32 protein-coding genes and 1 riboswitch are annotated in these 24,515 nt (G+C 35.2%); of the genes, 12 read left to right on the top strand and 20 right to left on the bottom strand.

Going from position 1 to position 24,515, the window contains the following annotated elements:
• Nucleotides 1–30: 30 nt before the first annotated feature.
• From HCB38_RS05705 to HCB38_RS05655, 11 genes are all read right to left on the bottom strand, one after another.
• A complete protein-coding gene (locus HCB38_RS05705) occupies nt 31–231 on the bottom strand; it encodes a cold-shock protein (protein WP_003719639.1) in 201 nt (66 codons plus the stop codon).
• Between the two features lie 198 nt (nt 232–429).
• Complete coding sequence (locus HCB38_RS05700) at nt 430–1,311, bottom strand: polyprenyl synthetase family protein (RefSeq protein WP_185637810.1); 882 nt, start codon at nt 1,309–1,311, stop codon at nt 430–432.
• A gap of 2 nt (nt 1,312–1,313) precedes the next feature.
• Nucleotides 1,314–1,541 carry an exodeoxyribonuclease VII small subunit gene (locus HCB38_RS05695; protein WP_003722489.1) on the bottom strand — a complete coding sequence of 76 codons (228 nt, stop codon included), beginning with the start codon at nt 1,539–1,541 and terminating at the stop codon, nt 1,314–1,316.
• Nucleotides 1,531–2,883, bottom strand: coding sequence for an exodeoxyribonuclease VII large subunit (gene xseA, locus HCB38_RS05690; protein WP_185318695.1), 1,353 nt, complete (start codon nt 2,881–2,883; stop codon nt 1,531–1,533). Before xseA ends, HCB38_RS05695 begins: the two co-directional genes overlap by 11 nt.
• Nucleotides 2,884–2,901: 18 nt before the next feature.
• Entirely contained in the window at nt 2,902–3,756 is an 855-nt protein-coding gene (gene folD, locus HCB38_RS05685; protein WP_185318694.1) for a bifunctional methylenetetrahydrofolate dehydrogenase/methenyltetrahydrofolate cyclohydrolase FolD, read from the bottom strand.
• A 95-nt stretch (nt 3,757–3,851) separates the two neighbouring features.
• Nucleotides 3,852–4,238, bottom strand: coding sequence for a transcription antitermination factor NusB (nusB, locus tag HCB38_RS05680; protein WP_185318693.1), 387 nt, complete (start codon nt 4,236–4,238; stop codon nt 3,852–3,854).
• A gap of 30 nt (nt 4,239–4,268) precedes the next feature.
• Nucleotides 4,269–4,676 (bottom strand): Asp23/Gls24 family envelope stress response protein, encoded by a 408-nt coding sequence (locus tag HCB38_RS05675; protein ID WP_185318692.1) that lies wholly within the window; start codon nt 4,674–4,676, stop codon nt 4,269–4,271.
• A 3-nt stretch (nt 4,677–4,679) separates the two neighbouring features.
• Nucleotides 4,680–6,044 (bottom strand): acetyl-CoA carboxylase biotin carboxylase subunit, encoded by a 1,365-nt coding sequence (gene accC, locus HCB38_RS05670; RefSeq protein WP_185637808.1) that lies wholly within the window; start codon nt 6,042–6,044, stop codon nt 4,680–4,682.
• Nucleotides 6,045–6,057: 13 nt separating this feature from the next.
• Nucleotides 6,058–6,531, bottom strand: a complete 474-nt coding sequence (gene accB / locus HCB38_RS05665; RefSeq protein WP_185637806.1) for an acetyl-CoA carboxylase biotin carboxyl carrier protein — start codon at nt 6,529–6,531, stop codon at nt 6,058–6,060.
• A 158-nt stretch (nt 6,532–6,689) separates the two neighbouring features.
• Nucleotides 6,690–7,247, bottom strand: coding sequence for an elongation factor P (gene efp / locus HCB38_RS05660; RefSeq protein WP_003722482.1), 558 nt, complete (start codon nt 7,245–7,247; stop codon nt 6,690–6,692).
• Nucleotides 7,248–7,349: 102 nt separating this feature from the next.
• Complete coding sequence (locus tag HCB38_RS05655) at nt 7,350–8,411, bottom strand: M24 family metallopeptidase (RefSeq protein ID WP_185619468.1); 1,062 nt, start codon at nt 8,409–8,411, stop codon at nt 7,350–7,352.
• 179 nt (nt 8,412–8,590) lie between these two features.
• On the opposite strand from HCB38_RS05655, the gene HCB38_RS05650 reads away from it, so the two are divergent.
• The 3 genes from HCB38_RS05650 to HCB38_RS05640 are packed head-to-tail and all read left to right on the top strand — an operon-like array spanning nt 8,591 to nt 10,282.
• On the top strand, nt 8,591–9,556 hold the full coding sequence (locus tag HCB38_RS05650) for a DUF1385 domain-containing protein (RefSeq protein WP_185318687.1): 966 nt from the start codon (nt 8,591–8,593) through the stop codon (nt 9,554–9,556).
• A gap of 12 nt (nt 9,557–9,568) precedes the next feature.
• The gene (locus HCB38_RS05645) at nt 9,569–9,841 is read left to right on the top strand and encodes an AC76 family protein (protein ID WP_185318686.1); all 273 of its coding nucleotides are present in this window, start codon (nt 9,569–9,571) and stop codon (nt 9,839–9,841) included.
• Nucleotides 9,842–9,901: 60 nt separating this feature from the next.
• The gene (locus tag HCB38_RS05640; protein WP_003738872.1) at nt 9,902–10,282 is read left to right on the top strand and encodes a rhodanese-like domain-containing protein; all 381 of its coding nucleotides are present in this window, start codon (nt 9,902–9,904) and stop codon (nt 10,280–10,282) included.
• Nucleotides 10,283–10,325: 43 nt separating this feature from the next.
• Here the strand turns inward: HCB38_RS05640 and gcvPB are convergent, their stop codons facing one another.
• The 3 genes from gcvPB to gcvT are packed head-to-tail and all read right to left on the bottom strand — an operon-like array spanning nt 10,326 to nt 14,239.
• Nucleotides 10,326–11,792, bottom strand: coding sequence for an aminomethyl-transferring glycine dehydrogenase subunit GcvPB (gcvPB, locus tag HCB38_RS05635; RefSeq protein ID WP_185318685.1), 1,467 nt, complete (start codon nt 11,790–11,792; stop codon nt 10,326–10,328).
• Nucleotides 11,789–13,135 carry an aminomethyl-transferring glycine dehydrogenase subunit GcvPA gene (gene gcvPA, locus HCB38_RS05630; protein WP_185318684.1) on the bottom strand — a complete coding sequence of 449 codons (1,347 nt, stop codon included), beginning with the start codon at nt 13,133–13,135 and terminating at the stop codon, nt 11,789–11,791. Before gcvPA ends, gcvPB begins: the two co-directional genes overlap by 4 nt.
• Before the next feature lie 15 nt (nt 13,136–13,150).
• Nucleotides 13,151–14,239, bottom strand: coding sequence for a glycine cleavage system aminomethyltransferase GcvT (gene gcvT / locus HCB38_RS05625; protein WP_185619472.1), 1,089 nt, complete (start codon nt 14,237–14,239; stop codon nt 13,151–13,153).
• 83 nt (nt 14,240–14,322) lie between these two features.
• A riboswitch (glycine riboswitch) is annotated at nt 14,323–14,414 on the bottom strand.
• 365 nt (nt 14,415–14,779) lie between these two features.
• On the opposite strand from gcvT, the gene comGA reads away from it, so the two are divergent.
• The 7 genes from comGA to HCB38_RS15080 are packed head-to-tail and all read left to right on the top strand — an operon-like array spanning nt 14,780 to nt 18,588.
• The gene (gene comGA / locus HCB38_RS05620) at nt 14,780–15,802 is read left to right on the top strand and encodes a competence type IV pilus ATPase ComGA (RefSeq protein WP_185619474.1); all 1,023 of its coding nucleotides are present in this window, start codon (nt 14,780–14,782) and stop codon (nt 15,800–15,802) included.
• Nucleotides 15,780–16,811, top strand: a complete 1,032-nt coding sequence (comGB, locus tag HCB38_RS05615) for a competence type IV pilus assembly protein ComGB (RefSeq protein ID WP_185637804.1) — start codon at nt 15,780–15,782, stop codon at nt 16,809–16,811. Before comGA ends, comGB begins: the two co-directional genes overlap by 23 nt.
• A gap of 13 nt (nt 16,812–16,824) precedes the next feature.
• Entirely contained in the window at nt 16,825–17,148 is a 324-nt protein-coding gene (comGC, locus tag HCB38_RS05610; protein ID WP_185318680.1) for a competence type IV pilus major pilin ComGC, read from the top strand.
• Nucleotides 17,145–17,573, top strand: a complete 429-nt coding sequence (comGD, locus tag HCB38_RS05605; protein WP_185318679.1) for a competence type IV pilus minor pilin ComGD — start codon at nt 17,145–17,147, stop codon at nt 17,571–17,573. Before comGC ends, comGD begins: the two co-directional genes overlap by 4 nt.
• Nucleotides 17,560–17,844, top strand: a complete 285-nt coding sequence (comGE, locus tag HCB38_RS05600) for a competence type IV pilus minor pilin ComGE (protein ID WP_185318678.1) — start codon at nt 17,560–17,562, stop codon at nt 17,842–17,844. Before comGD ends, comGE begins: the two co-directional genes overlap by 14 nt.
• Nucleotides 17,807–18,271, top strand: a complete 465-nt coding sequence (comGF, locus tag HCB38_RS05595) for a competence type IV pilus minor pilin ComGF (RefSeq protein WP_185637802.1) — start codon at nt 17,807–17,809, stop codon at nt 18,269–18,271. Before comGE ends, comGF begins: the two co-directional genes overlap by 38 nt.
• Complete coding sequence (locus HCB38_RS15080) at nt 18,271–18,588, top strand: competence protein ComG (protein WP_185323087.1); 318 nt, start codon at nt 18,271–18,273, stop codon at nt 18,586–18,588. The genes comGF and HCB38_RS15080 overlap by 1 nt, the downstream gene beginning before the upstream one ends.
• Nucleotides 18,589–18,603: 15 nt before the next feature.
• On the opposite strand, the gene HCB38_RS05590 is transcribed toward HCB38_RS15080, so the two are convergent.
• The 6 genes from HCB38_RS05590 to rpmG form a co-directional block, all read right to left on the bottom strand.
• Nucleotides 18,604–19,695: a YqgU-like beta propeller domain-containing protein gene (locus HCB38_RS05590; protein ID WP_185637800.1), complete on the bottom strand. Its 1,092-nt coding sequence runs from the start codon at nt 19,693–19,695 to the stop codon at nt 18,604–18,606.
• Nucleotides 19,696–19,826: 131 nt separating this feature from the next.
• A complete protein-coding gene (locus tag HCB38_RS05585) occupies nt 19,827–20,795 on the bottom strand; it encodes an ROK family glucokinase (RefSeq protein ID WP_185318675.1) in 969 nt (322 codons plus the stop codon).
• 24 nt (nt 20,796–20,819) lie between these two features.
• Nucleotides 20,820–21,032, bottom strand: coding sequence for a YqgQ family protein (locus tag HCB38_RS05580; protein WP_003762076.1), 213 nt, complete (start codon nt 21,030–21,032; stop codon nt 20,820–20,822).
• 12 nt (nt 21,033–21,044) lie between these two features.
• Nucleotides 21,045–22,583: a rhomboid family protein gene (locus HCB38_RS05575; RefSeq protein WP_185318674.1), complete on the bottom strand. Its 1,539-nt coding sequence runs from the start codon at nt 22,581–22,583 to the stop codon at nt 21,045–21,047.
• A gap of 98 nt (nt 22,584–22,681) precedes the next feature.
• Nucleotides 22,682–23,221 carry a 5-formyltetrahydrofolate cyclo-ligase gene (locus HCB38_RS05570; protein WP_185637797.1) on the bottom strand — a complete coding sequence of 180 codons (540 nt, stop codon included), beginning with the start codon at nt 23,219–23,221 and terminating at the stop codon, nt 22,682–22,684.
• Nucleotides 23,222–23,276: 55 nt separating this feature from the next.
• Complete coding sequence (rpmG, locus tag HCB38_RS05565; protein ID WP_003719608.1) at nt 23,277–23,426, bottom strand: 50S ribosomal protein L33; 150 nt, start codon at nt 23,424–23,426, stop codon at nt 23,277–23,279.
• A gap of 197 nt (nt 23,427–23,623) precedes the next feature.
• Here rpmG and HCB38_RS05560 point away from each other — a divergent pair, with 197 nt between their 5' ends.
• Together HCB38_RS05560 and HCB38_RS05555 are read left to right on the top strand one after the other, a co-directional pair.
• The gene (locus tag HCB38_RS05560) at nt 23,624–23,980 is read left to right on the top strand and encodes a hypothetical protein (RefSeq protein ID WP_185318672.1); all 357 of its coding nucleotides are present in this window, start codon (nt 23,624–23,626) and stop codon (nt 23,978–23,980) included.
• Nucleotides 23,981–24,007: 27 nt separating this feature from the next.
• Nucleotides 24,008–24,487, top strand: a complete 480-nt coding sequence (locus HCB38_RS05555; RefSeq protein ID WP_185318671.1) for an endolytic transglycosylase MltG — start codon at nt 24,008–24,010, stop codon at nt 24,485–24,487.
• Nucleotides 24,488–24,515: the final 28 nt, after the last annotated feature.

Here is a 24,515-nt window from a genome sequence, read left to right as displayed (position 1 = left end):
GATTTGCTTTTTCTTATTCAAAAAATAGAATTACGCTTTTTGAACGTTAGCTGCTTGAGGTCCGCGTTGGCCTTCTTCAACGTCGAAAGTTACTGCTTGACCTTCGTCTAAAGATTTGAATCCGTCGCCTTGGATAGCGCTGAAATGTACGAATACATCGTCACCGTTTTCGCGTTCGATAAAACCAAATCCTTTTTCTGCGTTAAACCATTTTACTGTACCTTGTTCCATGTTCATGTTCCTCCTCGTGTGTTATGCACACTAATTATTTACTATTCTTGCTTAACGGCACGAGATGGAAAGTTGTTCACAATCGTATCTTTCACCCACAAAAATAATCTTACATTAGTATAACACGGTATTTTAGGAAAAGCAAATCAAATTGAATTATATATGTGAAAATTTTTTGAAATTACTAGATAATTAAGATTAATATTCTCTAAGTGCGATTAAATCAGCAATTTCCAAGAGAATTCCATCATCAAAATCATGCCCTGAAAGCGCTGACTTTGCAATCGTAACATGCTCATTTAATGCCCTTTTGGCACCATCAAGCGTGAGTAATCCGGGATAGGTACTTTTATTCAGAAAAGCATCTACCCCTGTCTTTTTGCCCATTTTAGTTTCATCGCCAATTACATCTAAAATATCGTCGCTAATTTGAAACCCAATCCCAATATTTTCTGCAAAAATTCGTAAACGTTTCGTTTGTTCTGGATCAGCTCCTGCAATTTTTGCAGCGGCGGTTACAGCATAAATTAATAATTGACCCGTTTTTCGTGCATGAATGGATGATAGCTCTTCTAACGTCACTTGATTGTTTTCCGCTTCCATATCTGCAAGTTGACCGCCAACCATTCCTTCTGCACCGCTACTAAAACTGAGTTGATTAATCAGAGCAATTCGTGTTTCAAAAGATAAATTTTCATCTCTAGCTAAAATAGAAAAAGCAAGTGTTAGCAATGCATCTCCTGCCAAAATCGCAGTTGCATCCCCAAAAACTTTATGATTAGTCCATTTGCCGCGACGATAATCATCATTATCCATTGCTGGTAAATCATCATGAATAAGGCTATACGTGTGGATCATTTCTAATGCTGTTGCTGTTTTTACACCTAAAAGCGGATTTACCTTTAAAGCTTGAAGTGTAGCGAAAACCAGCATTGGTCGAATCCTTTTTCCGCCTGCTTGAACAGAATATAACATAGATTCTTTTAATTTAGGCTCGATATTTCGCTCGCTTATTTCTATAAAAAGCGACTCATCAATTACTTTTTTATATTTTTCTAGAAAAAGACTTAAATCTTGCAAATTTATTCACCATCCGCTTCAAAAGGAATTTCTTCTCCTGCATCTGTGACTACTTTTGCCATTCGTTTTTCTGCTGATTGTAATTTATCTTGGCATAATTTTGTTAGTTCGATTCCCTTTTGGTACATATCAAGAGAATCTTCGAGTGAGGCACTACCATTTTCGAGCGCTTCTACGATTGTTTCTAATTCCGCAATTGCTTCTTCAAAAGTTTTCTTTTTAGTTGCCACTTATATCTTCCTCCTTTGCGGTAATGAGTGCATCTATATGTCCACCTTGCATTTTCACTTGAATGTTATCGCCGACTTCAAGTTCCTGTACCGATTTGACCAGTATATTTTCTTTATACGTTACACCAAATCCTCGTTTCAATAAAGAAAGAGGACTTAAATGTTCTAACGCATCTACTTGCCTGAAGAAAGATTGTTGTTTGTCTTTTAAAAGCTGCTTCATCGCTTTATCTAATGCTTGAAGTCGTGAAGTCATCTGTTCTTTTTGTAGTTCAATTTCTTTGTTCGGGTGATAGTAGTGCAGGCGATCATTTAATCGGGTGAAAGTCGTTTGTTTAATAAACAATTGCTTAGAAAAAGCACTATTTAATCGTTCAGCAAAATAATCTGTACGTTCCATTTGTTGTTCTAATTGATGTTTTGGACCATTTAAGATTAAATGTTGTTTTAGTTGCTCTAATAATCGCTCTTTTCTTTCTAGTAATTGCCTTGTGACAGCTAGCAAACGATATTTTCGTTCTGCGAGTCGTTCTTCTAAATCACGATAGTCTGGTACAGCTAGTTCAGCTGCGGCAGTTGGTGTTGCAGCTCGTACATCCGCAGAAAAATCACTTAGCGCAAAATCGGTTTCATGACCTACTGCAGAAATTACAGGCACATCGGAATCATACACTGCACGAACAACTGGCTCTTCATTAAATGCCCATAATTCTTCCAGAGAACCTCCACCACGCCCAATAATCATAACATCAATGTCATTCCGCTGATTTATCCGGCCAATGTTTTCGACTATTTTTTGGGCTGCTTTCTCCCCTTGAACTATTGTCGGATAAACAATCACCTCCACAGAAGGCATTCTCCGATGAATCGTTGTTAATATGTCACGTACAGCTGCACCAGTTTTTGAGGTAACAACTGCGACTTTAGACGGGAAAGAAGGAAGCACTTTTTTATGCGTTTCCGCAAAAAGTCCTTCCTTTTCTAATTGTGATTTCAATTGCTCTAATTGAACATATAGAGCTCCAACACCATCCGGTTCCATGTGTTCTGCATAAAACTGATAACGTCCAGCTTTTGTAAAAACACCAATTCGACCTGTGATAAGTACATTCATACCATCTTCAGGAACAAAACCAATTTTTTGAACTGCTTTTTGAAACATGACAGAACGAAGCATTGCAAATTCATCTTTTACCGTAAAATATAGGTGTCCACTCGCTGGTTGTTTTAAGTTAGAAATTTCACCGCGCACAAAAACTTGCTTCATGTAGGGATCCACTTCAAACTTTTTCTCAATATATTTGGTTATTGCTGCCACCGTCAAATATTTATCTTGCTCCATCATTTCACATCCAATTAATCAATTCATTTTCCAAATGCGTTTTGCTGCTTTTAATGTGTTCGCAAGTAGCATCGTGATTGTCATCGGACCAACGCCACCTGGAACTGGTGTAATAAATCCTGCTTCTTCTACCACGTCATCAAAGTCAACATCGCCACATAATTTATTATTTTCGTCGCGATCCATACCTACATCAATAACAATCGCACCAGGCTTGATATAGTCTTTTTTCACAAATTTAGCTAAACCTGTTGCCACAACAAGAATATCTGCTTCTTTCGCCACTTGTGGTAAATCTTTCGTACGGCTATGCGCAATGGTTACTGTCGCGTTTTCATTTAACAATAATTGTGCTACTGGTTTACCTACGATGTTGCTTCTACCAATAACGACAGCGCGTTTACCTTCTATTTGAGTGCCGGTCGATTTTATTAGTTCAATAATTCCTGCTGGTGTACAAGGAACAAAAGAATCTTTTCCGATAAATAAATTGCCTACATTTACCGGGTGGAAACCGTCCACATCTTTATCATAGCTAATAGTATCAATTACTTTTTCTTCTGAAATGTGTTCTGGTAGTGGTAACTGCACGAGTATGCCGTGAATGGTATTATCTTCGTTTAGTTCTTCTACAACAGATAGTAATTTTTCTTCTGTTACATTTTCTGGAAGCTCAATTAAAACGGATTTCATACCCGCTTCTTCTGTTCTTTTTTGTTTATTTCTTACATATGTACGGGATGCTTGATTATCGCCCACGAGCACAACAGCAAGACCTGGTTTCTTACCTTGTTTTACTAATTCAGCTACTTCTGTTGATACATTTTCTTGAATTTCTTTCGCTAATTTTTTGCCATCAATAATTTCTCCCATGAGTATTGCCCCCTTAAAAATACTTTCCACGTAATTATTCTTAAAAAATCACGAAATAAGGGAGTGCAAGAGAGTTCTCCTGCACTCAATCAAGTTTATTTATCCTCAGGTGCAATATTAGCAAGTACGCCATTAATAAATTTACTTGATTTTTCATCGCTGTAAATTTTTGCAATTTCGATAGATTCATTCAAACTAACTCTATTTGGTACATCTTCCAAATATTTAATTTCATATACACTTAAACGCAGTAAAGATAAATCAACTTTACTCAAGCGATCCATACGCCAATTATCTAAGTTAGGCTCAATGATAGCATCAATTTCAGCTTTATTGGCCATAACACCTTCTACTAAATTTTCCATGTAGTCGTCTTGCTCGTCTTCCATGATGTTTTTGATTGCTTGATCTAGCGACATTTCGTTTAGCTCTATTTGGAATAGTGCCTGAAGTGCTTTCTCGCGCGCCTCTCTTCTTTTCATTTTAAAGCTGCTCCTTTTGTTCCTTGAATTTTATAGTTCAAAATCATCGAAGGAAAGTGTTTCTGTTTTTTCAAATTGTACGCCAACGATATGCACGTTGATTTCAAGAACATTCAACCCTGTCATATTAAAAATAGTATCTCGAACAACATCTTGAATATTTTGAGCAACAAGTGGGATAATTGCTCCAAATAGAACAGAACAATAAAGTTCGATTAGAATACCTTCTTCAGTTAGTTCTACTTTTACGCCCTTACGATAGTTAACAGCACCACTAAATTTCTCGCGCATTTCTGTCGCAAAGCCGCCTTGCATGTAAGCAACATTTTCGATTTCACTTGCAGCAAGACCTGCAATTACGCCAATTACTTCAGGCGCAATCTCAATTTTGCCGAGCGGCGCATCATTTTGTTTACGTAAATCTTTTGTATAAGCCATTATTTAGCCCTCCTTAGAAAGATTCATTACATCATTTTGCTCCAAGAATTTTGTGTTGAAGTCGCCCGATAAAAATACGTCATTATCTAATACACGTAAATGGAATGGAATTGTCGAAGGAATGCCGTCAATTGCAAACTCGGACAATGCTCGTTTCATTTTTTGAATAACTTCTTCACGTGTTTCTGCATAACAAATTACTTTGGCAATCATTGAATCATAAAATGGTGGAATTTTGTAGTTTGGATACGCTGCCGAGTCAATTCGAACACCTAAACCACCTGGAGGAAGGTAAAATTTAATTTCTCCGGGAGCTGGCATAAAGTTTTTCTCAGGATTTTCAGCGTTAATCCGACACTCCATCGCCCAACCTGTTAATTTCACATCTGCTTGTTTAATTTGTAGTTCTTCCCCGGAAGCCACTAAAAATTGTTGTTTAACTAAATCAACTCCGGTAACAAGTTCCGTTACGGGGTGTTCTACTTGGATACGAGTATTCATTTCCATAAAGTAGAAATTATTTTCGTGATGATCATAAATAAATTCAATGGTACCTGCGCCAGAATAATTCACGGCTTTGGCAGCTTTGACAGCCGCTTTACCCATTTTTTGGCGTGTTTTTTCATCAATGGCAGGTGAAGGTGATTCTTCAATTAGCTTTTGCAAGCGACGTTGAATACTACAATCACGTTCTCCCAAATGAATCACGTTACCATGGTTATCAGCAAGCACTTGAATTTCTACATGACGGAAATCTTGAATGTATTTCTCAAGATAAACACCTGGATCTCCAAATGCTGCTTCTGCTTCTTGTTGGGTAGTTTGTATTCCAGAGATTAGTTTCTCTTCATTTTCTGCTACACGAATACCTTTACCGCCACCACCTGCTGTTGCTTTGATGATTACAGGATAACCGATTTTTTTAGCAATTTTTTTACCATCTTCCACATCAGCAACGATTCCTTGTGAACCAGGAACGATTGGAACACCAGCCTTACGCATAGTTTCGCGGGCAACGTCTTTTGTCCCCATTTGCGAAATAGCGGAAGCGCTTGGCCCGATAAACGTAATATTACAGTCTTCGCATAACTCAGCGAAATCTGCATTTTCGGCTAAGAAACCATAGCCAGGATGAATAGCATCACAGTTCGTTAAAACAGCAAGGCTAATAATATTGGACATATTTAAATAACTATCTTTTGTCGCCGCAGGACCTACACAATAAGCTTCATCCGCCAGCTGAATATGTAGCGCTTCTTTATCTGCTTCCGAATAAATCGCCACTGTCTCCACTCCAAGTTCTTTTGCAGCGCGAATGATACGGACAGCGATTTCACCACGGTTCGCTACCAGTACTTTTTTAATCATGTTTTTCGACCCCTTATTTTTTTCTAACTTTGAAAAGTGGTTGTCCAAATTCGACTAATTCGCCACTTGAAACAAGAATTTCTGCGATTTCCCCGTCGATATCAGCAGTGATTTCGTTGAATAATTTCATTGCCTCTACAATACATACAACGGACTGCGCGGATACTTTAGACCCAACGCTAACAAAATTAGCATCTTCTGGTGAAGCGGATGCATAAAAAGTCCCGACCATTGGAGATGTAATTACTTCTAAGCTCGCATCTTCCGCTGCACTTGCCTCAGCTTGAGGAGCAACTGCTTGAGCTACCGGCGCTGCTTGAGCTGGTGTTTGTGTGGCAGCAATTGGAGCTTCTTGGACAGCTGCTGCAACAACCGTTTTATTCTTTTTAAGCAAAATCTTACTATCTTTCGTTTCTAACTCAAATTCATCTAGGGTTGACTCGTCAATCAGCTCAATTAGCTGTTTAATTTCATCTATTGATAACATACCTTTTACACTCCTTAATAATACTAAAAATAAAAAATTGCATGAATCACGCATTGTCCTTATTGTACCATACTTTTTATTCAAAAGGTGTACCGGAAGCGCTGAGGAATAGAAAAACAGCTGAAGAATTAACTCCAGCTGTAGTAAACGATTCTTGCTTACGCCCGAGAAACATACGCTGCTTCGGTTGTATTAATAACTAGTTTGTCTCCTTCATTAACGAAAAATGGTACTTGTACAACAAGACCAGTTTCAAGAGTGGCTGGTTTAGAACCGCCTGAAGAAGTATCACCTTTAATTCCAGGATCAGTTGCAGTAACAACTAATTCTACTGTGTTGGGTAAATCAATACCGATTGTTTCACCTTGGTACATGATAATATTAATTTCCATATTTTCTTTTAAGAATTTAAGCTCATGAGCAATTTGGTCTTCCGGAAGCTCAATTTGTTCATAAGACTCATTATCCATGAATACATGATTTGTGCCATCTGCGTACAAATAGGCCATTTTGCGATTGTCGATTTGCGCTTTTGCTACTTTTTCCCCACCACGGAATGTTTTTTCTTGGATTGCTCCTGTACGAAGGTTACGTAATTTGGAACGAACGAATGCTGCTCCTTTTCCAGGTTTTACATGTTGGAAATCTAGCACGCGCCAAATACCGTTATCTACTTCTATTGTTAACCCTGTTTTAAAGTCATTTACTGAAATCATGTTTTTCCTCCTGTAATTTGCAAAGTATCTTTATTTGGAGCATATTAAAACTGCTCATTCTTCCTTATTTAACCATAAAACACACAAAGTTACAAAGAAATTTTATAAAATAATCAATTCTTTTGGTGAATGAATTAGAATCTCGTTACCTGTTTCAGTAATTAATAGATCATCTTCAATTCTAACGCCACCGATTCCTGGTAAATAAATTCCTGGTTCATCTGTCACAACATGTCCGACTTCCAGTTTTTGAGGGCTCTTAAAGGATAGATTTGGTCCTTCGTGAATTTCAAGTCCAATTCCATGTCCTAAAGAATGTCCAAATGCATCACCATATCCAAAGGAAGAAATATAATCACGTGCAATAGCATCTGCTTCAATCCCAGTCATGCCCGGTTTTAAGCTATCAATTACTTTTAATTGAGCATCTAAAGTGATTTGGTAAATTTCTTTTAATTTTTCTGCAGGTTCACCGACCGCGATTGTTCTTGTCATATCCGAACAATAACCATCATAATAACAACCGTAATCCATTGTGACGAAATCGCCAACTTCAATTTTTTTATCAGAAGCGACGCCGTGTGGTAAAGCCGAACGAACTCCGGACGCAACGATTGTATCAAACGATGATGAGGTAGCTCCAGCACGTCTCATAAAGAATTCTAGTTCATTAGATACTTCGATTTCAGCCATGCCTGGTTTAATAAATTGAATGATATGTGCAAAAGCTGCGTCAGCGATATCACATGCTGTGCGTATTGCTTTAAGTTCACTTGCTGTTTTCACTTTACGCATTTCTTCAAAGAAACCCGTAAGCGGGATTAACTGACGGTTAAATACGTGCTCCATTTGTTTAAACTCGGATACAGTCACATAATCCGCTTCAAAATGCAGTGTTTTTGTGTCGTTTTTAATTAATAAATCTTCTACTGCATCAAAAATCGGACCAGTATGTTGTATGATTTCATATCCTTCTGCTTGTTTCGCTGCTTGTTCTGTATATCTAAAATCTGTTACAAAATAAGCCTTGTCTGGTAAAATTAAAGCCACACCACTAGTTCCAGTGAACCCCGAAACATACCTTCTATTAAACTCACTTGTGACAAGGACTGCTTCTATCTTTTCCTTGCCCAGTGTTTCTTGAATTTTAGTTAATTTAGACATTTTTATTCCCCCACTTTTATCAAATTTTAGGCGTGCAAAAATCGCTTTATTAAACGCGTTCGAAACTATTTTATCACAATTTAGAAAAAATAACTTTTTTTAGGCGTTTAGCGCTATACGAAAAACTATTTTTAGCGTAAAATAACATATTAGTAAACATGAATAGGCTGGTGAAAACTTTGAGCAAACAAAACGTACCATCTTATGGTGGTCAAGCTGTAGTTGAAGGTGTTATGTTTGGCGGCAGAAAACAGACCGTAACAGCAGTTAGACGTATAGATGGTTCATTAGAATATTTTTATTTAGAAAAAAATAGTCCAGTTTGGGTTATGCGTATGAAGAAAATCCCTTTTTTAAGAGGGATTGTTGCATTAATTGAATCTAGCGCTATCGGTTCCAAACACCTTGCGTTCGCTACTGACCGGTACGACGAAGATCCAAATAATCCAGTGGAAGAAGAAAAAATTGAAAAGAAAGAATCAAAAGTCGCAATGTGGCTTGGTGTTGCCGTCATCGGTATTTTATCTTTTGTTTTTGCTAAATTTGTTATGACGCTTATCCCTGTGTTCTTAGCGGAATTATTCCGTCCAATTGTTCCAGGCGACACTGCCCAAGTATTTTTAGAAAGCTTTTTCAAATTAATTCTTCTATTAACCTATATTTTCGCTGTTTCTCAGACTCCGATTATTAAACGAGTTTTTCAATATCATGGTTCTGAGCATAAGGTGATTAATTGCTATGAAGAAAATTTACCTTTAACAGTTGAAAATGTACAAAAACAATCACGACTTCATTATCGTTGCGGTAGTAGTTTTATTTTATTTACGGTTATTGTTGGGATGTTTATTTATTTGTTAGTACCAACTGATCCTCTTTGGCTCCGTGTGGTCGACCGAATTTTACTTATTCCAGTCGTACTTGGCGTAGCATTTGAAGTACTTCAATTAACTAATAAATGCCGAAATATCCCTATCCTTAAATATTTAGGTGTACCAGGGTTATGGCTACAACTACTTACAACCAAAGAACCGTCTGATGATCAAGTGGAGGTTGCTATAGCATCCTTTAATGAACTTCTACGCGTTGAAAAAGAAGGCGCACCAGCAGATGCAGCTGAACCGGAGAATCTGGAACTTTTAGAATAGGAGTGGATTAATTTGAAGAAGTATCCCCTCATTGTTATTTTTTTACTTGCACTTGTTGGTATTGGGCTTTTAATGGATGGCTTTCAATCATTTTTTGTCTTAATTATTTCCGTTTTAATTGGAACGGTTATTTTTACCCTCCTACTGCGGCTTTTCACAAATAGAAAAACAGACAGTAATTACCAAAAAGCAGTGAAACAATCAAAAAATTTACATGATCCGAAGAAAAAAATGAAGAAAAAACGAAAATCTTCTTTCAAAGTGATTGATGGTGGCAAAAAATAAGTTATAATAGAAAAGGATGCTTTAAAAAAGCAGTTTTCAGGATGAAAGGGGTTTACACAATTGATTAGTTGGATTATAGCAATTATCATTCTGGTTATTCTTTTAGGATACGAAATTTACCAGTTTGTAATGCGACGTAAAGCACTAAAAGTTTTAACAGAAGAAGAATTTAAAAAAGGTTATCGTAAAGCACAATTAATTGATGTTCGCGAGCCAAATGAATTCGATGCTGGACATATTCTTGGAGCTAGAAATATTCCAGTTACCCAAATGAAAAACCGTACAACAGAAATTCGCCAAGATTTACCCGTTTACTTATATTGCCAAACAGCACAACGTAGTAACCGTGCAGCAATTATGCTTTATAAACGTGGATACAAACAAGTGTATCAACTTAAAGGTGGCTATCGTAAATGGACAGGAAAAACTAAGTCTAAATAAGAAAAAGAAGCCTTGCTACGAAACTTCGCAGCAAGGCTTCTTTTTATACTTCTTTTTGATAACGTAAAATCGGTTTTCTAGCAGCCCGTGTTTCATCTAGTCGTTTTACATAGGTGCTATGCGGCGCTTCTTGAACGATTTCAGGGTTTTCTTCTGCTTCTTTAGCAATTTTCAACATTGTATCGATGAAAGAATCTAATGTTTCTTTAGATTCTGTTTCTGTCGGTTCAATCATGATTGCTTCGCCTACAATTAACGGGAAATAAACAGTTGGCGGATGGAAATTATGATCTAGTAACCGTTTTGCAATATCAACGGTTCTTACACCAAGTTTCTTCTGTCTATTACCACTTAAAACAAATTCGTGTTTACATACTTGGTCAAATGGTAAATCATAGGCTTCTTGCAGTTTACGCATCATATAGTTAGCATTTAAAACGGCATATTCTGTCACCAATTTCAAGCCGTCTGGTCCCATTGTACGAATATACGTATATGCTCGAACATTAATACCAAAGTTACCATAATAAGGTTTCACGCGTCCAATAGAATCAGGATAATTGTAATCAAATGTGTAAATATCTCCTTTTTTCGTAAGGACTGGTGTTGGTAAGAATGGTATTAATTCCTTTTTCACGCCAATCGGACCAGAACCAGGGCCACCACCACCGTGAGGACCAGTAAATGTTTTGTGTAAATTTAAATGAACAACATCAAAGCCCATGTCTCCTGGTCGAACTTTCGCCATAATAGCATTTAAGTTGGCACCATCATAGTACAACTTCCCACCAGCTTCATGAACAATTTCCGCCATTTCGACAATATCTTTTTCAAAAAGACCAAGTGTATTTGGGTTTGTGAGCATTAGCGCGGCTGTATCTTCTCCAACAACTTTTTTCAAATCAGCTACATCAACAAGACCTTTTTCATTTGATTTCACTGTTACCACATCAAAGCCTGCAACCGCTGCTGATGCAGGGTTTGTCCCATGTGCGGAGTCAGGAATGATAACTTTAGTACGTTTTGTATCACCATTTTTTTCATGGAATGCACGAATAAGCATTAATCCAGTCCATTCACCGTGTGCTCCAGCGGCTGGTTGTAACGTCACTTCATCCATTCCTGTAATTTCCACTAAGCTTGTTTGTAAATCGTACAGTAGTTCTAGTGCACCTTGGACAGAGCTTTCTGGCTGGTTTGGATGGATATTAGCAAAACCAGGAAAACGTGCAACTTTTTCATTGATTTTGGGGTTATATTTCATCGTACAAGAGCCAAGCGGATAAAAACCAGAATCCACACCAAAGTTATGATTGGATAAATTAGTATAATGGCGCATGATTTCAAGCTCACTCAGTTCAGGCAAATCTGCTGGTTCAGAACGAATATATGCTTGATCAAAATAATTACTGGCATTTGTTTCTGGAACATCGCTTTCTGGCAAACTAAAGCCAATTCTACCCGGAATAGAGCGTTCAAACACTAATGGCATCGTTTCTTCTAAATTCATTTTGCACCCTCCAAGCTCGCCACAAAGGCATCAATTTCCTCTTTTGTACGCATTTCTGTCACTGCTACAAGCATATGATTTTCGTATTTTTTTTCATAAAAACCAAGGTCATATCCACCAATAATCCCCTCATCTAAAAGCGATTCGTTCACTTCTTTGATTGGTTTCGAAAGCTTTACTACAAATTCATTGAAAAAGCCATCTGAAAATAGAACTTCAAAGCCATTTTCGCGGAATTTTTGTTTTGCATAATGAGATTTATCTAGATTTTGTTTTGCCATTTCTACAAGGCCTGTTTTTCCAAGTGTAGCCATTGCGACAGAAGAAGCTAAAGCATTCAAAGCTTGGTTAGAGCAAATATTAGAAGTCGCTTTGTCACGGCGAATATGTTGTTCGCGCGCTTGTAATGTCAATACGTAACCACGCTTCCCATTTTCATCCACAGTTTCCCCAACTAAACGTCCAGGAACTTTACGCATTAATTTATTTGTTACTGCAAAGAATCCACAATGCGGTCCACCAAATGATTCTGGAATACCAAATACTTGTGAATCACCTACAACAATATCTGCACCAAATTCTCCTGGTGGAGTTAACAAACCAAGGGATAGCGGATTGCTTGAAACAAGTAATAAAGAATTATTTTCATGCACTAATTTTTCAAGTTCTGCCAAAGGTTCCACTTGACCATAAAAATTTGGATATTGTACAACAAAACCTGCGATATCATCTGAAAGAGCTTTTTTTAGTGCCTCGATGTCTGTTTTGCCATCTAGCTCTGGAATAACTTCTACTTCAATGTGTTGGCCAGTTGCATATGTTTTTAAAACATTGCTGCTCTCTGGATGAACTGCTCCAGAAATGAGAATTTTTTTTCGTTTTGTATGCCCGCTTGCTAGCATAGCCGCTTCCGCAAGAGCTGTTCCCCCATCGTACATTGATGAGTTCGCTAAATCCATTCCAGTAAGTTCTGCAATCATTGTTTGGAATTCAAAGATTGCTTGCAATTCACCCTGCGAAATTTCTGGCTGATAAGGCGTATATGCTGTATAAAATTCTGAACGAGAAATAACGTGATCCACAACTGTTGGAATGTAATGACTATAGACCCCCGCTCCTAAGAAAGAGGCATAGTCTGCTGTATTGGCATTTTTAGAAGCGAGTTTCGATAATTCACGTAAAAGTGCAGGTTCTGATTTTGCAGGTTTTAAATCATAATCTCGTTTAAATCTAATTTTTTCTGGAATATCTTGAAATAAGTCATCAATTGACTTAACCCCTATTACATCAAGCATTTCCTTTTCATCTTGTTCCGTCATTGGTAAATAACGATGTTTCGCCATATTATTTCCTCCTTTTTACTTCGCGCGTTTATAAAATGGTGTTGGTACTATTTTTGCTTTTACTTTTTTATTTCTTATGCCCACTTCTACTTCTTGACCTAATTCTGTGTAAGCTGTATCAATTAAAGCGAGACCAATATTCGTTCCAAGTGTTGGTGATTGCGTCCCAGAAGTAACTACCCCGATTTCTTCCTCATTTAAAAATACTGGATAATCGTGACGCGGAATACCTCGTTCGATTAATTCAATGCCAACTAGTTTTCTTTTCAATCCTGCTTCTTTTTGTTTAATTAGAGCTTCTTTACCTATAAAATTTGCTTCTTTTTTCAATTTAACAGCAAAATTGAGGCCAGCTTCGAGTGGAGTAATATCTTTGCTCAATTCTTGTCCATAAAGCGCAAGTACAGCTTCTAATCGCAAAGTATCACGTGCACCTAAACCAATTGGAGCGACACCTTCCGCCAAAATTGTTTCAAATACTTTTCCTGCATCAGCGCTTGGCATATAAATCTCAAATCCATCTTCTCCAGTATATCCACTTCTTGAAATAATTGTTTTCACACCAGCTATATTCGCATCCAAAACAAATCCGAAGAAGCTGATGGAGCTTAAATCTACATCTGTTAGCTTAGAGAGAATTTTTTCAGCATTTGGCCCTTGCAGAGCTAATTGAGCATATTCCGAAGATACATTAGTAACTGAGACATCACCGCGTATATTTTTTACCATCCACTCAAAATCTTTATCTGTGTTTGCTGCGTTCACAACAAGTATGTATTCTGTTTCTGATTTTTTGTAAACCACTAAATCGTCCACTGTTCCCCCTGTTTCATAGCACATAATATTATATTGGGCTTTACCAACTTTTATTTTTTCAATATCATTTGATAACAAATATTGTAAATAAGAAGCACTGTCAGGCCCTTTCACCAAAATCTCTCCCATGTGAGACACATCAAATAACCCTGCGTCCGTCCGCACGGCCTCGTGTTCTGTTTTTATCCCAGCAAATTGCACTGGCAGATCCCATCCCCCAAAATCAATGGTTTTTGCACCATATTTTGCATAATAAGGGTGAATCGGTGTTTTTAGTAACTCTGTCATAATTATATCCTCCTTTTTCACATAACAAAAAGGCTTATAAAGTTCATAAGCCCTGTCGTAACATAAAAATGACTCCAGAGTTGCGTCCCGTAAACATCCTTTTGCCTGAGAGTTTCACATAATATATGCTTTCCCCGTCGGCGCTGCTTTTCGCAGTCTCTCTGTTTACATTCACCCGCTAATTCTATTATGTATTTGCCTTTTCTATAGCTTATCACGAGTTGTATTGTTCGGCAAATAATTAGTTTTATTCCTAAAAAATTCTTAATCCAACAGATTCGTTCGGAATGTAAGGGCTTTATCTCATTTTCACTTTCCAATTATACGTTTGTTATCTTTCGCACAAAGATTGTGAAAATCTAATAAAAATAAAAAAGTTTTTTCTATACTTAAAGGTAGCTTAAAAATATTTTTTACTAATGTTTTTTCTAAAATACTACTATTTCCAACTAAGAAAATCACTTTTTAGTTTTTTGTGAAAATAATTCTACAAAGGAATTTTATAATATACCGTAGAATATAACTTGTAAGGAGGTCATTATGCCACAAAAACTAATGGATCATATTACATCTCAAGCGCTTCGAGTCAATGCAAGTGATATTCATATTCATCCTTTAAAATATCGTTATTTGCTTCGTCTGAGAGTAAATGGGACACTGATACCCCTTCTCTATCTTTCATATGATACTGGAGAAAAGTTAATATCATTTCTTAAATTTCAAGCTGCTCTAGATATAAGCGAGAAACGCAAACCTCAATCCGGTAGCTATGAGAAAGAAATTAAATCCGAAAAAATAGCTCTAAGACTTTCTACTATGCCTAATAAAGACTTTCATGAAAGTATGGTAATTCGCATTTTCCGCTATAAATATCCAATCCCTTTTTTAAAGTCTTGTCTATTTCCTAAGGTAACTAAACAAATTTTGCACTTATGTAATAACCAAACTGGATTATTCCTTTTTTCAGGTAGTACTGGTAGCGGAAAATCAAGCTCAATGTATAGTTTAGTGTCAGCTATAGAAAAGCAAACTGAACTTCAAGTAATTACAATAGAAGACCCTGTTGAACATTATTCCCCTGGTTTTCTTCAAGTGGAAATCAACGAAAAAGCTGACATCACATATGCCCCTATCATTCGTTCCATTCTGCGTCACGATCCCGATATCCTTATTGTAGGAGAAATTCGCGACTTAGAAACAGCAAAAATAGTAGTAAGAGCTGCATTAACAGGTCATTTAGTATTTAGTACAGTTCATGCTGGCGATAGTTATGGAGTTTTACTGAGATTACTTGAGTTTGGTGTTAGCAAAGAAGAATTAGCTCAATGTTTGCTTGGTATAAGTTTCCAAAAATTATCTCATTTATATTGTGTCTATTGTGGTTCAAAATGTCATCCATATTGTAGCCATTTAAAAAGAAAAAGAACAGCCATCTATGAAATGATTACAAAAAATGATATACGAAATTATTTTGACTCAAATTATCAACAAAACAAACCTCAATATACATTAGACGAAATTTATCAGAAAGGGGTTATCTATGGCTTTTTTCCACCGGATTAATTGGAAAGATGATGGTGAATTTTTAATAAGAATTGCTATTTTACTTGAAAAAGGTTTTTCACTTGAGTCTGCAATTAGTTATTTAAGTATCACAACGCCTAAACATAGCGAGAGATATAGAGAAATTATCGCTTCTCTTGCAATTGGCAATTCTTTTTCTTTTGCTCTTCAACAAAGTAAGTTTCCAGAGTTTATTTGCTCACAGCTTCATTATGCTAGTAATCATGGTTTTTTTATTCAAACAATCCGAGAAACTGGCATTCATATGAAAAGAAAAGCCGAAGAAAAAAACGCCTTAATGAAAACATTTCAATATCCTCTCGTTTTATTTGCAACAGTTATCGTAGTATTTTTCTTACTTCGGATATTCCTTTTACCCAAATTCGAACTTTTATTTTCACAACTCGCTAGTAACGGATCTCTTGGAACCAGTTTCACTTATTTTTTACTTGAAAAAGTCCCCATTCTATTAGGTGCTATTTTGCTCTCTCTTTTTCTATTAGTAGGTTTTATTATTCGAAAACAAAATAAAAAATCAGCATATGAACAAGCCTGTTTTTATTGTCGTATTCCTTATATTAAGCAGTTTGTAAAGATTCATTATTCTCAATATTTTTCACGCGAAATAGGTTACCTATTAAAAAGCGGCCTTTCTATTACACATATTATACAATTATTTGCTCAAGAGGATTCTCCTGCTTTCTTCCGTTCTATAGCAAAACATATTATTCCTTCACTTGAAGCTGGCTTACCTTTAACAGATGCATTAGAAAAAATGCCTATTTTTGAAAACGAACTATATTACATTGCCTTACATGGTGAGAAAAATGGTAATTTAGCAGAAGAGTTTTTATTCTATTATCAGCTATGCCATCAAAAAGTACTCCAAAAAACAGAAAAATTATTTTCATTTATCCAACCGATTATTTTTATAATTATCGGCATTTTAATCATATCTATTTATTTATCTATCTTGTATCCAATGTTTTCTATGGTAAATCAAATTTAGAGGAGGAGTTTTAATGTATAAAATTAAAATAGATTGGAAAGATGATCGAGGGTTTACTTTAGTAGAAATGCTTATTGTTTTATTAGTTGTCAGTGTATTGTTACTTCTAACCATTCCTAACATCGTCACACAGAGTAAGTCTATTAATAATAAAGGTTGTGAGGCTTTTATTTCGATGGTTCAGGGACAAGTTCAATCATATCAATTAGATAAGAATTCGATTCCTTCAGTAAGTGACTTAGTTAATGGTGGTTATTTGAAATCAACTCAAAAATCTTGCCCAAACGGAAATAGTATTAAGATAGATAGTTCAGGCAACGTTTCTGAGAATAAATGAAAAAGAATGCCTTTACCTTATTAGAAATGTTACTAGTCTTATCCATTAGCTTAACTATGATAACTCTAACTATTTATCCAATTTCAACCACTATCTCTGGACTTGCAGAAAGACAATTGTTAGAAGAAATAAAAGCCGCTATTTATCTTAGCCAAATAAATGCAATAACATCTAATCAAGATACAATTATTTCCTTTATTCCTGTTGAAAATCAATTCCTTGCAAGTTCAAACAAACAACCGGTTACCACTATTCCATTTGGTGATACATTAAATTTACAACACACAAAAGTTGAAAATTATCGTTTTTCGCACCTAGATGGAACTATCAATCGTTTTTCTACAATTCATTTTTCAGGCTTAAATAGAAGTTATAAGCTTGTATTCCAAATTGGGAAAGGACGTTTTCGGATTGAACAAGATTAATGGATTTTCGTTAGTAGAAAGTATAGTTTCTTTATTACTTTTCTCCCTTGTTTGTAGTTTTTTATTACCTATTTCTATGACTATTTTTCAAAAGCTTGATCAACAGAAAGAAACTAGTCAACTATATCAGCAAATCTTTGAGCATAGTGAGCTATTACGTTATAGAAGTGTTCCAATTCTTTTTAACGATGGACAAGTAAAAAGTTTTTATTATCAAGGAGGTGTCCAAATTTGTGCAAAAAAAAATAAAACCGAAAAATGTACGTTATAGAAAGAGCTCATCTGCCTTCACCTTACTGGAAACTATACTATCGATTATTATCGTTTTAAGTATTAGTTCTCTTATTCCTTTATTTTTTGAATGTTATCATAAAACTATCGAGCTTAGTAATCTTGATCAAACGAGTGAATGGCAGTTATTTTTGATGCAAACTCGTTTAGAACTAGAAAAAGCTACAAATATGCAAGTAAATCCGGAAAAACTATCTTTCAAAATAAATGATAACCTTGTTACTTATTCAAAATACAATAATATGCTACGACGACAAGTAAATGGTAAAGGACATGAGCCTCTACTGTACAAAGTAACTAATTGGCAAATTATGGAGGAGGAAACTCAACTTACTTTAAAAGTTGAGTTTTCCAATAATAAGTTTTATACTTCAAAATTCCCTTTAACGAAAGTGAATGAGTTTTAATGAAACACAATGGATTCACGCTACCCTTTACACTTTTCATAGCCTTTATTACGATTTTAATTGTTACAGGCAGTACCTCAATTTTTAAAACTCAAATTCAATATGAAAAACAACTTCAGAACTATTATTTAGCATCTGCAGAATTGAATTTAGCTTTGTTAGTAGCAAAGAATGATTCGAAACTAGCAAGCCAATTTAGCATAAAGTATGGTAACTCAATAATAAGATGTCAATCTACTAACGAAGCTTTATCTACTTTTACTTGCAACATTACTTTAGAAAATGGTTACACGCTCACAAAAACAACGAATCCATAAGCATGAATTCGTTGATTAAAAAGTTTTAGTTGGTGTATTAATTAAATTATACATTTTACCTGTTTTTGTATCAATAACCTTATCAAACAAATAACCATAGAGAACTAAATCACCCGTTTCATAAGATAAAATAGGTTGATTATCCGTTAATTCTAATACAGTAGTCTCCTTTTTGTTTGTTGGATCAACTTTTACTAATTTATATTCATGGGGGCCACTGCTAATTTTTTGACTTTTATAAGGCACGAAGGTTAAAAAAGTATTTTTATCGAAATTTGTATCAAAATAAGGGATAAAAGTTCCTAATTCATCATACTCTCTTGCTGCTTCATAAGAGAAAAAATTTTGAAAACCTATTGTCCTAAAAACATACAATAATTTTTCATTCGAAGATTTCTCAATCGTAAGTAAAACATTATCATGTACAGCAAATTGCATTATATTAGCAACAATTAAGCTTTTAGTAGCTTTATCTCTAATATCTTGTAAATATAAGTTTCCTAATTCATCATCTGGTTTATCTTTATTATTTGAAATAATCAAATTATCACCATACCAAGAAATAAAAGGAGATATTACATCTACATTATCAACTTGATTAGTCGTGTAATCCCAATTCTCAATATGAAAATTCCACTGAGGACTATAAGTTACAAACATTATTTTTTCAGGCGATTCATTATTCCAATAAAAAGTGGTTGTTAATGGTTTAGTATCTCTAGACGCTAGTATGGAACCATCATTTAATGCAATGATTCGCATAGTTGCTTTTTTATCTGATTCAGCAGAATAAAGCAATATGTTTCGATAATCCGGACTAATTTGGACTTCTGAAATAGATTCTTTTGTATTAAAGATAGCCCGTTTTTTTTCATTATAAATATTTAATTCTTCAAAGTAAGTTGTGCCATGTTTTTTTGTTTGTAACAAAACAGCATCTTTTGACAACCAACCAACGACACGTTGAAATTCTTTCGTTTTAATTTGAACACCCTGAACTTCTTTTGCAGTCTTTTTTGGCGTTTCTTTTTCCTCCGAGCAACCAAAAGAGATAAAAACCAAGCCCATTAACAAGGTAATTAGCAAAAAAGCATTTGATTTTTTCATCTCTGGCCTCCAATCTCTCTATGCTAAAATTTTACCCTTTTCATAGGAAGCTAAAACAATGCGTGATAGAAAGATCATCTTAAGTAAGATAAGCTACAATAATGGAGTGTTATTGTAGCTTATGAAAAGTATTAATCTTCAACTGGTAATGCTAACCAAGCAGCACCTATTATCCCAGCGTCATTCCCTTTTGTCGCGATAGATAATTTAGTAGATTCTTTAACTGCTGGAAATACCATAGTTTCAAAATAATTTCTGACAGGTGTTAAAAGTTGATCTCCTGCAGCCGAAACTCCCCCGCCAATAATAATTTTTTCGGGATTTAGCATATTACCTATATGACTAAGTGCTAGGGCTAAGTAGAAAGAAATTTTATCAATCGTTTCATTAGCTAATTTATCATTTTCAGCACCCAATTCAAAAATCAACTTAGAAGTAATAGTAACTTGTTTGTCGATAGCTTCCTTAAGCGATGATTCGCCAGTGAATTCTTTTGCCAAATCTTTTGCTACGCGTACAATACCAGTTGCAGAAGCTACGGTTTCTAAACATCCTTTTTTACCACAAGTACAATCATAGCCATTCTCGGGGACAACTGTCACGTGACCAATTTCGCCTGCTGCGCCACGAATTCCGTGCAGAATCTTACCCTCTGCAAAAATTCCGCCACCGACACCTGTTCCAAGTGTTACGAACACAACATTCGCACCACCTTCACCAGCACCTTTCCAGCGTTCACCTAATGCTGCAACATTCGCATCATTATCTAATTCTATTTTTAAACCAGTAATTTTTTCCAAGTCTTCGCTAACGTTTTGTTCTTCTGCCCAGCCAAGATTATATGCACCTTTAACTGTTCCTGTTTCATAATTCACTGTTCCAGGAGTTCCCATTCCGATACCATAAAAAATGTCATTATCTAGCTGTAAATCAGTTAACTTTTGATTAATAGAATCACCAATATCTTTCACAATATGGGCACCTTTATTCTCAATATTTGTATCAATAGTCCATTTTTCTTCAATGTCACCGTCTTTTGTTAAAATAGCTAATTTTGCAGTTGTCCCGCCTAGATCTACACCAATTAATTTTTTGTTCATTCTGCTGTTCTCCTTATAATCAATTTAATTTAAACTACTATTTTTTCGTTGTTCTTTGATTAATTCTTGTTTCAATATACTTCGAGCTCTAGCAAAAACTTCTCTATCTAAAATATTATGCTTAAAAAGTTCTGTGACTTCGTATTCCATCATTTCGATATCATATTGTCGCTTTCCTAAATAAACAATTATGCCATGCTTTCGTAGTAATTGAGCAACATCATAAACTGTTTTCACATTAAAAACCTCTTATTCTTTGCTTTTTTGTAACTCATCATAATAAGAATCAAAAAACGTATTACTGGATAATTGTTTAGCAGTATCGGCTTCTTTAAGGGCGCCCTCTATATTACCTTGTATTCTATAACAAAAAGATAAATAATAATGAGCTTCTGGGATATCTTTATCCAGACTAATTGCTTCATTCGCCATATCTTCTGCTTTATCTATTTGCTTATTTTGTAAAGCAATAGACGATGCATAAGTATAAGAATAGCCATCAGCACTTCCGCTTTCGATTAAATTATCTATAATTTTTGTAGCTTCTTTTTTGTTATGATCTTGCAAATATTGTTGAACTGCTATATTGGCTGGCATGGGATCATAAGGTTGTTCTCCTTTTTGGAAACCAAAATATAAAAAGAGAATAGTTATTGCAACAAGCGAAACTCCATATGCAAGTCTACGCCAATGGAAAAATTGTTTCGGAAGCGATAATGCTCCTGCAAGTAAAAATCCGCCAACTAAGCCTCCAATGTGCCCAGCAATGTCAATTTGTGTAGAAAAGACATCTATTAATAAATTAATCGCTACTAAGGAAGCAATGCTTGTTCCAATTGTTTTTGCATAAAGATTTGGCTTTAATACAACTAAATATAGTAATGCACCCATTACAGCAAAAACTGCCGTGCTAGCTCCAACAGATAAATTCATATTTAACGTAAAACTCGCTATATTACCACAAATACCACCTAAAAGTAGTATAAGAATATATCGCCATTTACCATAAATACGCTCTGCCCATGCACCAACAATATAGAGCATTACTGCGTTTGATGCAAGGTGGATTAGACCACTATGAAGAAAAATAGGCGAAATAAAGCGCCACCATTCACCAGCATAAATAAGAGGGTTGAATTTTCCACCCCATTTAATTAAGTTAAAAGTATCGGTTGAACCACCTTGTAAGGTCACCCAAAGGAATGCCGCAACAATAAGCCCAATGAACGAATATGTGACAATTGGCTTAGAATTTCTAGCTACTTTTTGTTCTTCATTAACTTTAGCAGTAATATAAGTGATTACTTGCTCGCGTTCTTTTGCTACCATCTCTTTTGTTATTTCGTTTGAAAGGATAAATGTTTCTTCTGGTATATCTAATTTTTTAATTAGTAATTCTAGGTGCTCCTGCATTTGTTCGTTTGCAAGTAATATATTTTCTAATTTCACTTTTTCGTTTGGTGACGTAATGGTTTGTCCAAAAAAAGGCGAAATATCACCCATGGGCTCAAATGGAGTTATATAAATATTAATAAGAGGCAATTTTAAGCGTCCCATTTGCTTGCGAAGGTTTTCAGTTACATGTAATGTATGTGTCACATCACGTTCCACTACATTTACCCAACTTAATTCTTTCATTTGAATACGGATAACTGGTCTTTTTTTCTGGCTGATATTTTCTAACCAAAGTTCTTGTTTTTCCTCATGAAGATGGATTAAACGGTATTTTTCCACACCCAAGAAATAGTTAGTTAGGCGCCAGAAGACATATTGTTCTTGGAAGCTCAAAAAATTCCCTGCTTTCATTACAAATTATATTTACTACTATACGCAAAAATAGGGGCGTTGTAAACAATCCACCCTATTTTCTATAGAATTATTTTTCTTTATCCTTCAATCAGAATAGAAACTGGTTTATCATGGGGTTCTGGAGTGAATTCTATTTGTTGCTCATAAAAACACAAAGAGACTGTTTCTCCTTTAAAATCAGTTAAAAATCTATCATAGAATCCGCCGCCAAAACCTATTCGATAATGTGCTTTGTTAAAAACAACCCCTGGAACTAGTAACAACTCTATTGCTTCTTTTTCGACTGTTTCTGCTAATTTATTAGGTTCTAAAATACCAAATTTTGTTTTAATAAGCGGATGATTAGAATCCATTTTTTTAAATTCCATTTTTCTACTAGGATAAAATGTTTTTGGAATTAAAACGGTTTTTCCTTCTTTTTTAGCCTGGAGAATAATCGTTTCAGTTTCAATTTCAGGATGTCTTGCTAGTGTAATTCCGATTGTCTTTGCTTTGTTCCACTCTGGTAACAGAAATAATTTTTCTGCAAGTTTAATCGAGCGTTCCTGGTGCTCAAATTTATCAATACTATTTAAGTTTCGCAAAACTTTTTCTCGAATAAGGTGTTTGTCTTCCATCTTGACTTCCCCCTTTTTTATAATAAAAAAAGCAACAGAATGGAGATCCTGCTGCTTACTTAGTTTCGCGGTGTAAAGTTACACGGCGCAATCTTGGACAATATTTTTTTAATTCAATACGTTCCGGATTTTCACGCTTATTTTTAGTAGTGATATAATTACGATCACCGCATTCAGTGCATTCTAAAGTAATATTAACGCGCATTATTTTTCCCTCCAACTCTGACTGACGAATTTATTTACTAAACCTGTATAATAATATCATTTTTACACAGTTGTTGCAAGGACTCTATGCATTTTCTTTTTAATTTCTTTACAAAACCTTATTTCGGATGGTGTTTTATGTTAAATTATGCTATAACTAGTAGTAGAGTTTATGGAAGAGAGGTGTTTATAAAACCCATGACCACAGTCATAATTATCTTATTAATTGCTGCTATTGCGCTGTTTGTCATTTCATTTTTACAAAAAGGTGATAATAAGCAATTAGAAAAAGAACTAGAAGATGTTGCTGCTCAGTGGATGCAAGAAAACTTTGAATTAAAACAACGTGTCTCTGAATTAGAAAAAGCAATGAAAATGGATGCCCCTATCGTTGAGGTGGAGCAAGTTCCTGAAAGTCCTAAAGTTCGCGAATTAATGAAAAAACAAGTGATTACCCTTTATACTTCTGGAATAGTAACATCAGAAATTGCAGAACAATCATCCCTACCAAAAGAAGAAGTAGAAAAAATCATTGAAGAATATTTAAAACATTGATTTAAATTTTAAAGGAGGAGCCTATCTGTGAAGAAAAACTTACGGATGTTGGCATTAGGTTTCTTAATTTCTGCCGTTGTCTTACTGGTTTATAATCAGTTTTTTTCAACTCAGACCAAAGCAGAAGAAACTAAAGTCACATCAACAAAAACTGGTTCTGATGAAAACTCAAAAACATGGAAAAGCAAATATGAAAAATTATTAGCTCAACAAGAATTGGATAAGCAAGCAGAAGCAGATGCCAAGAAAAAAGCGGAAGAAGCTGCTAAAAAGAAAGCAGAAGAAGCTAAAAAAGTAAAAAGTTATAAATTAACGATTTCTAAAGGAGATCCTTCTTCTAAAGCTGGAGATGAACTTCAAGCAAATGGTATTATTAAAAGCGCTTCAGAGTTTGATAAATACTTAAGAGATAACAATTATGAAAAATACATTCGTGACGGTAGTTATACGCTCAAAAGTGACATGAATTATGAAACAATCGCAAAAATATTGACACATAAAAATTAGTTAAAAAAGGAAATAAGTCTAGAACTTA

Origin of the sequence: Listeria farberi (assembly GCF_014229295.1) — a bacterium.
Taxonomy (GTDB): Bacteria; Bacillota; Bacilli; order Lactobacillales; family Listeriaceae; genus Listeria; species Listeria farberi.
Note: the sequence above shows the minus strand (reverse complement) of the source record. Positions and strands in the feature narration are given on the sequence as shown.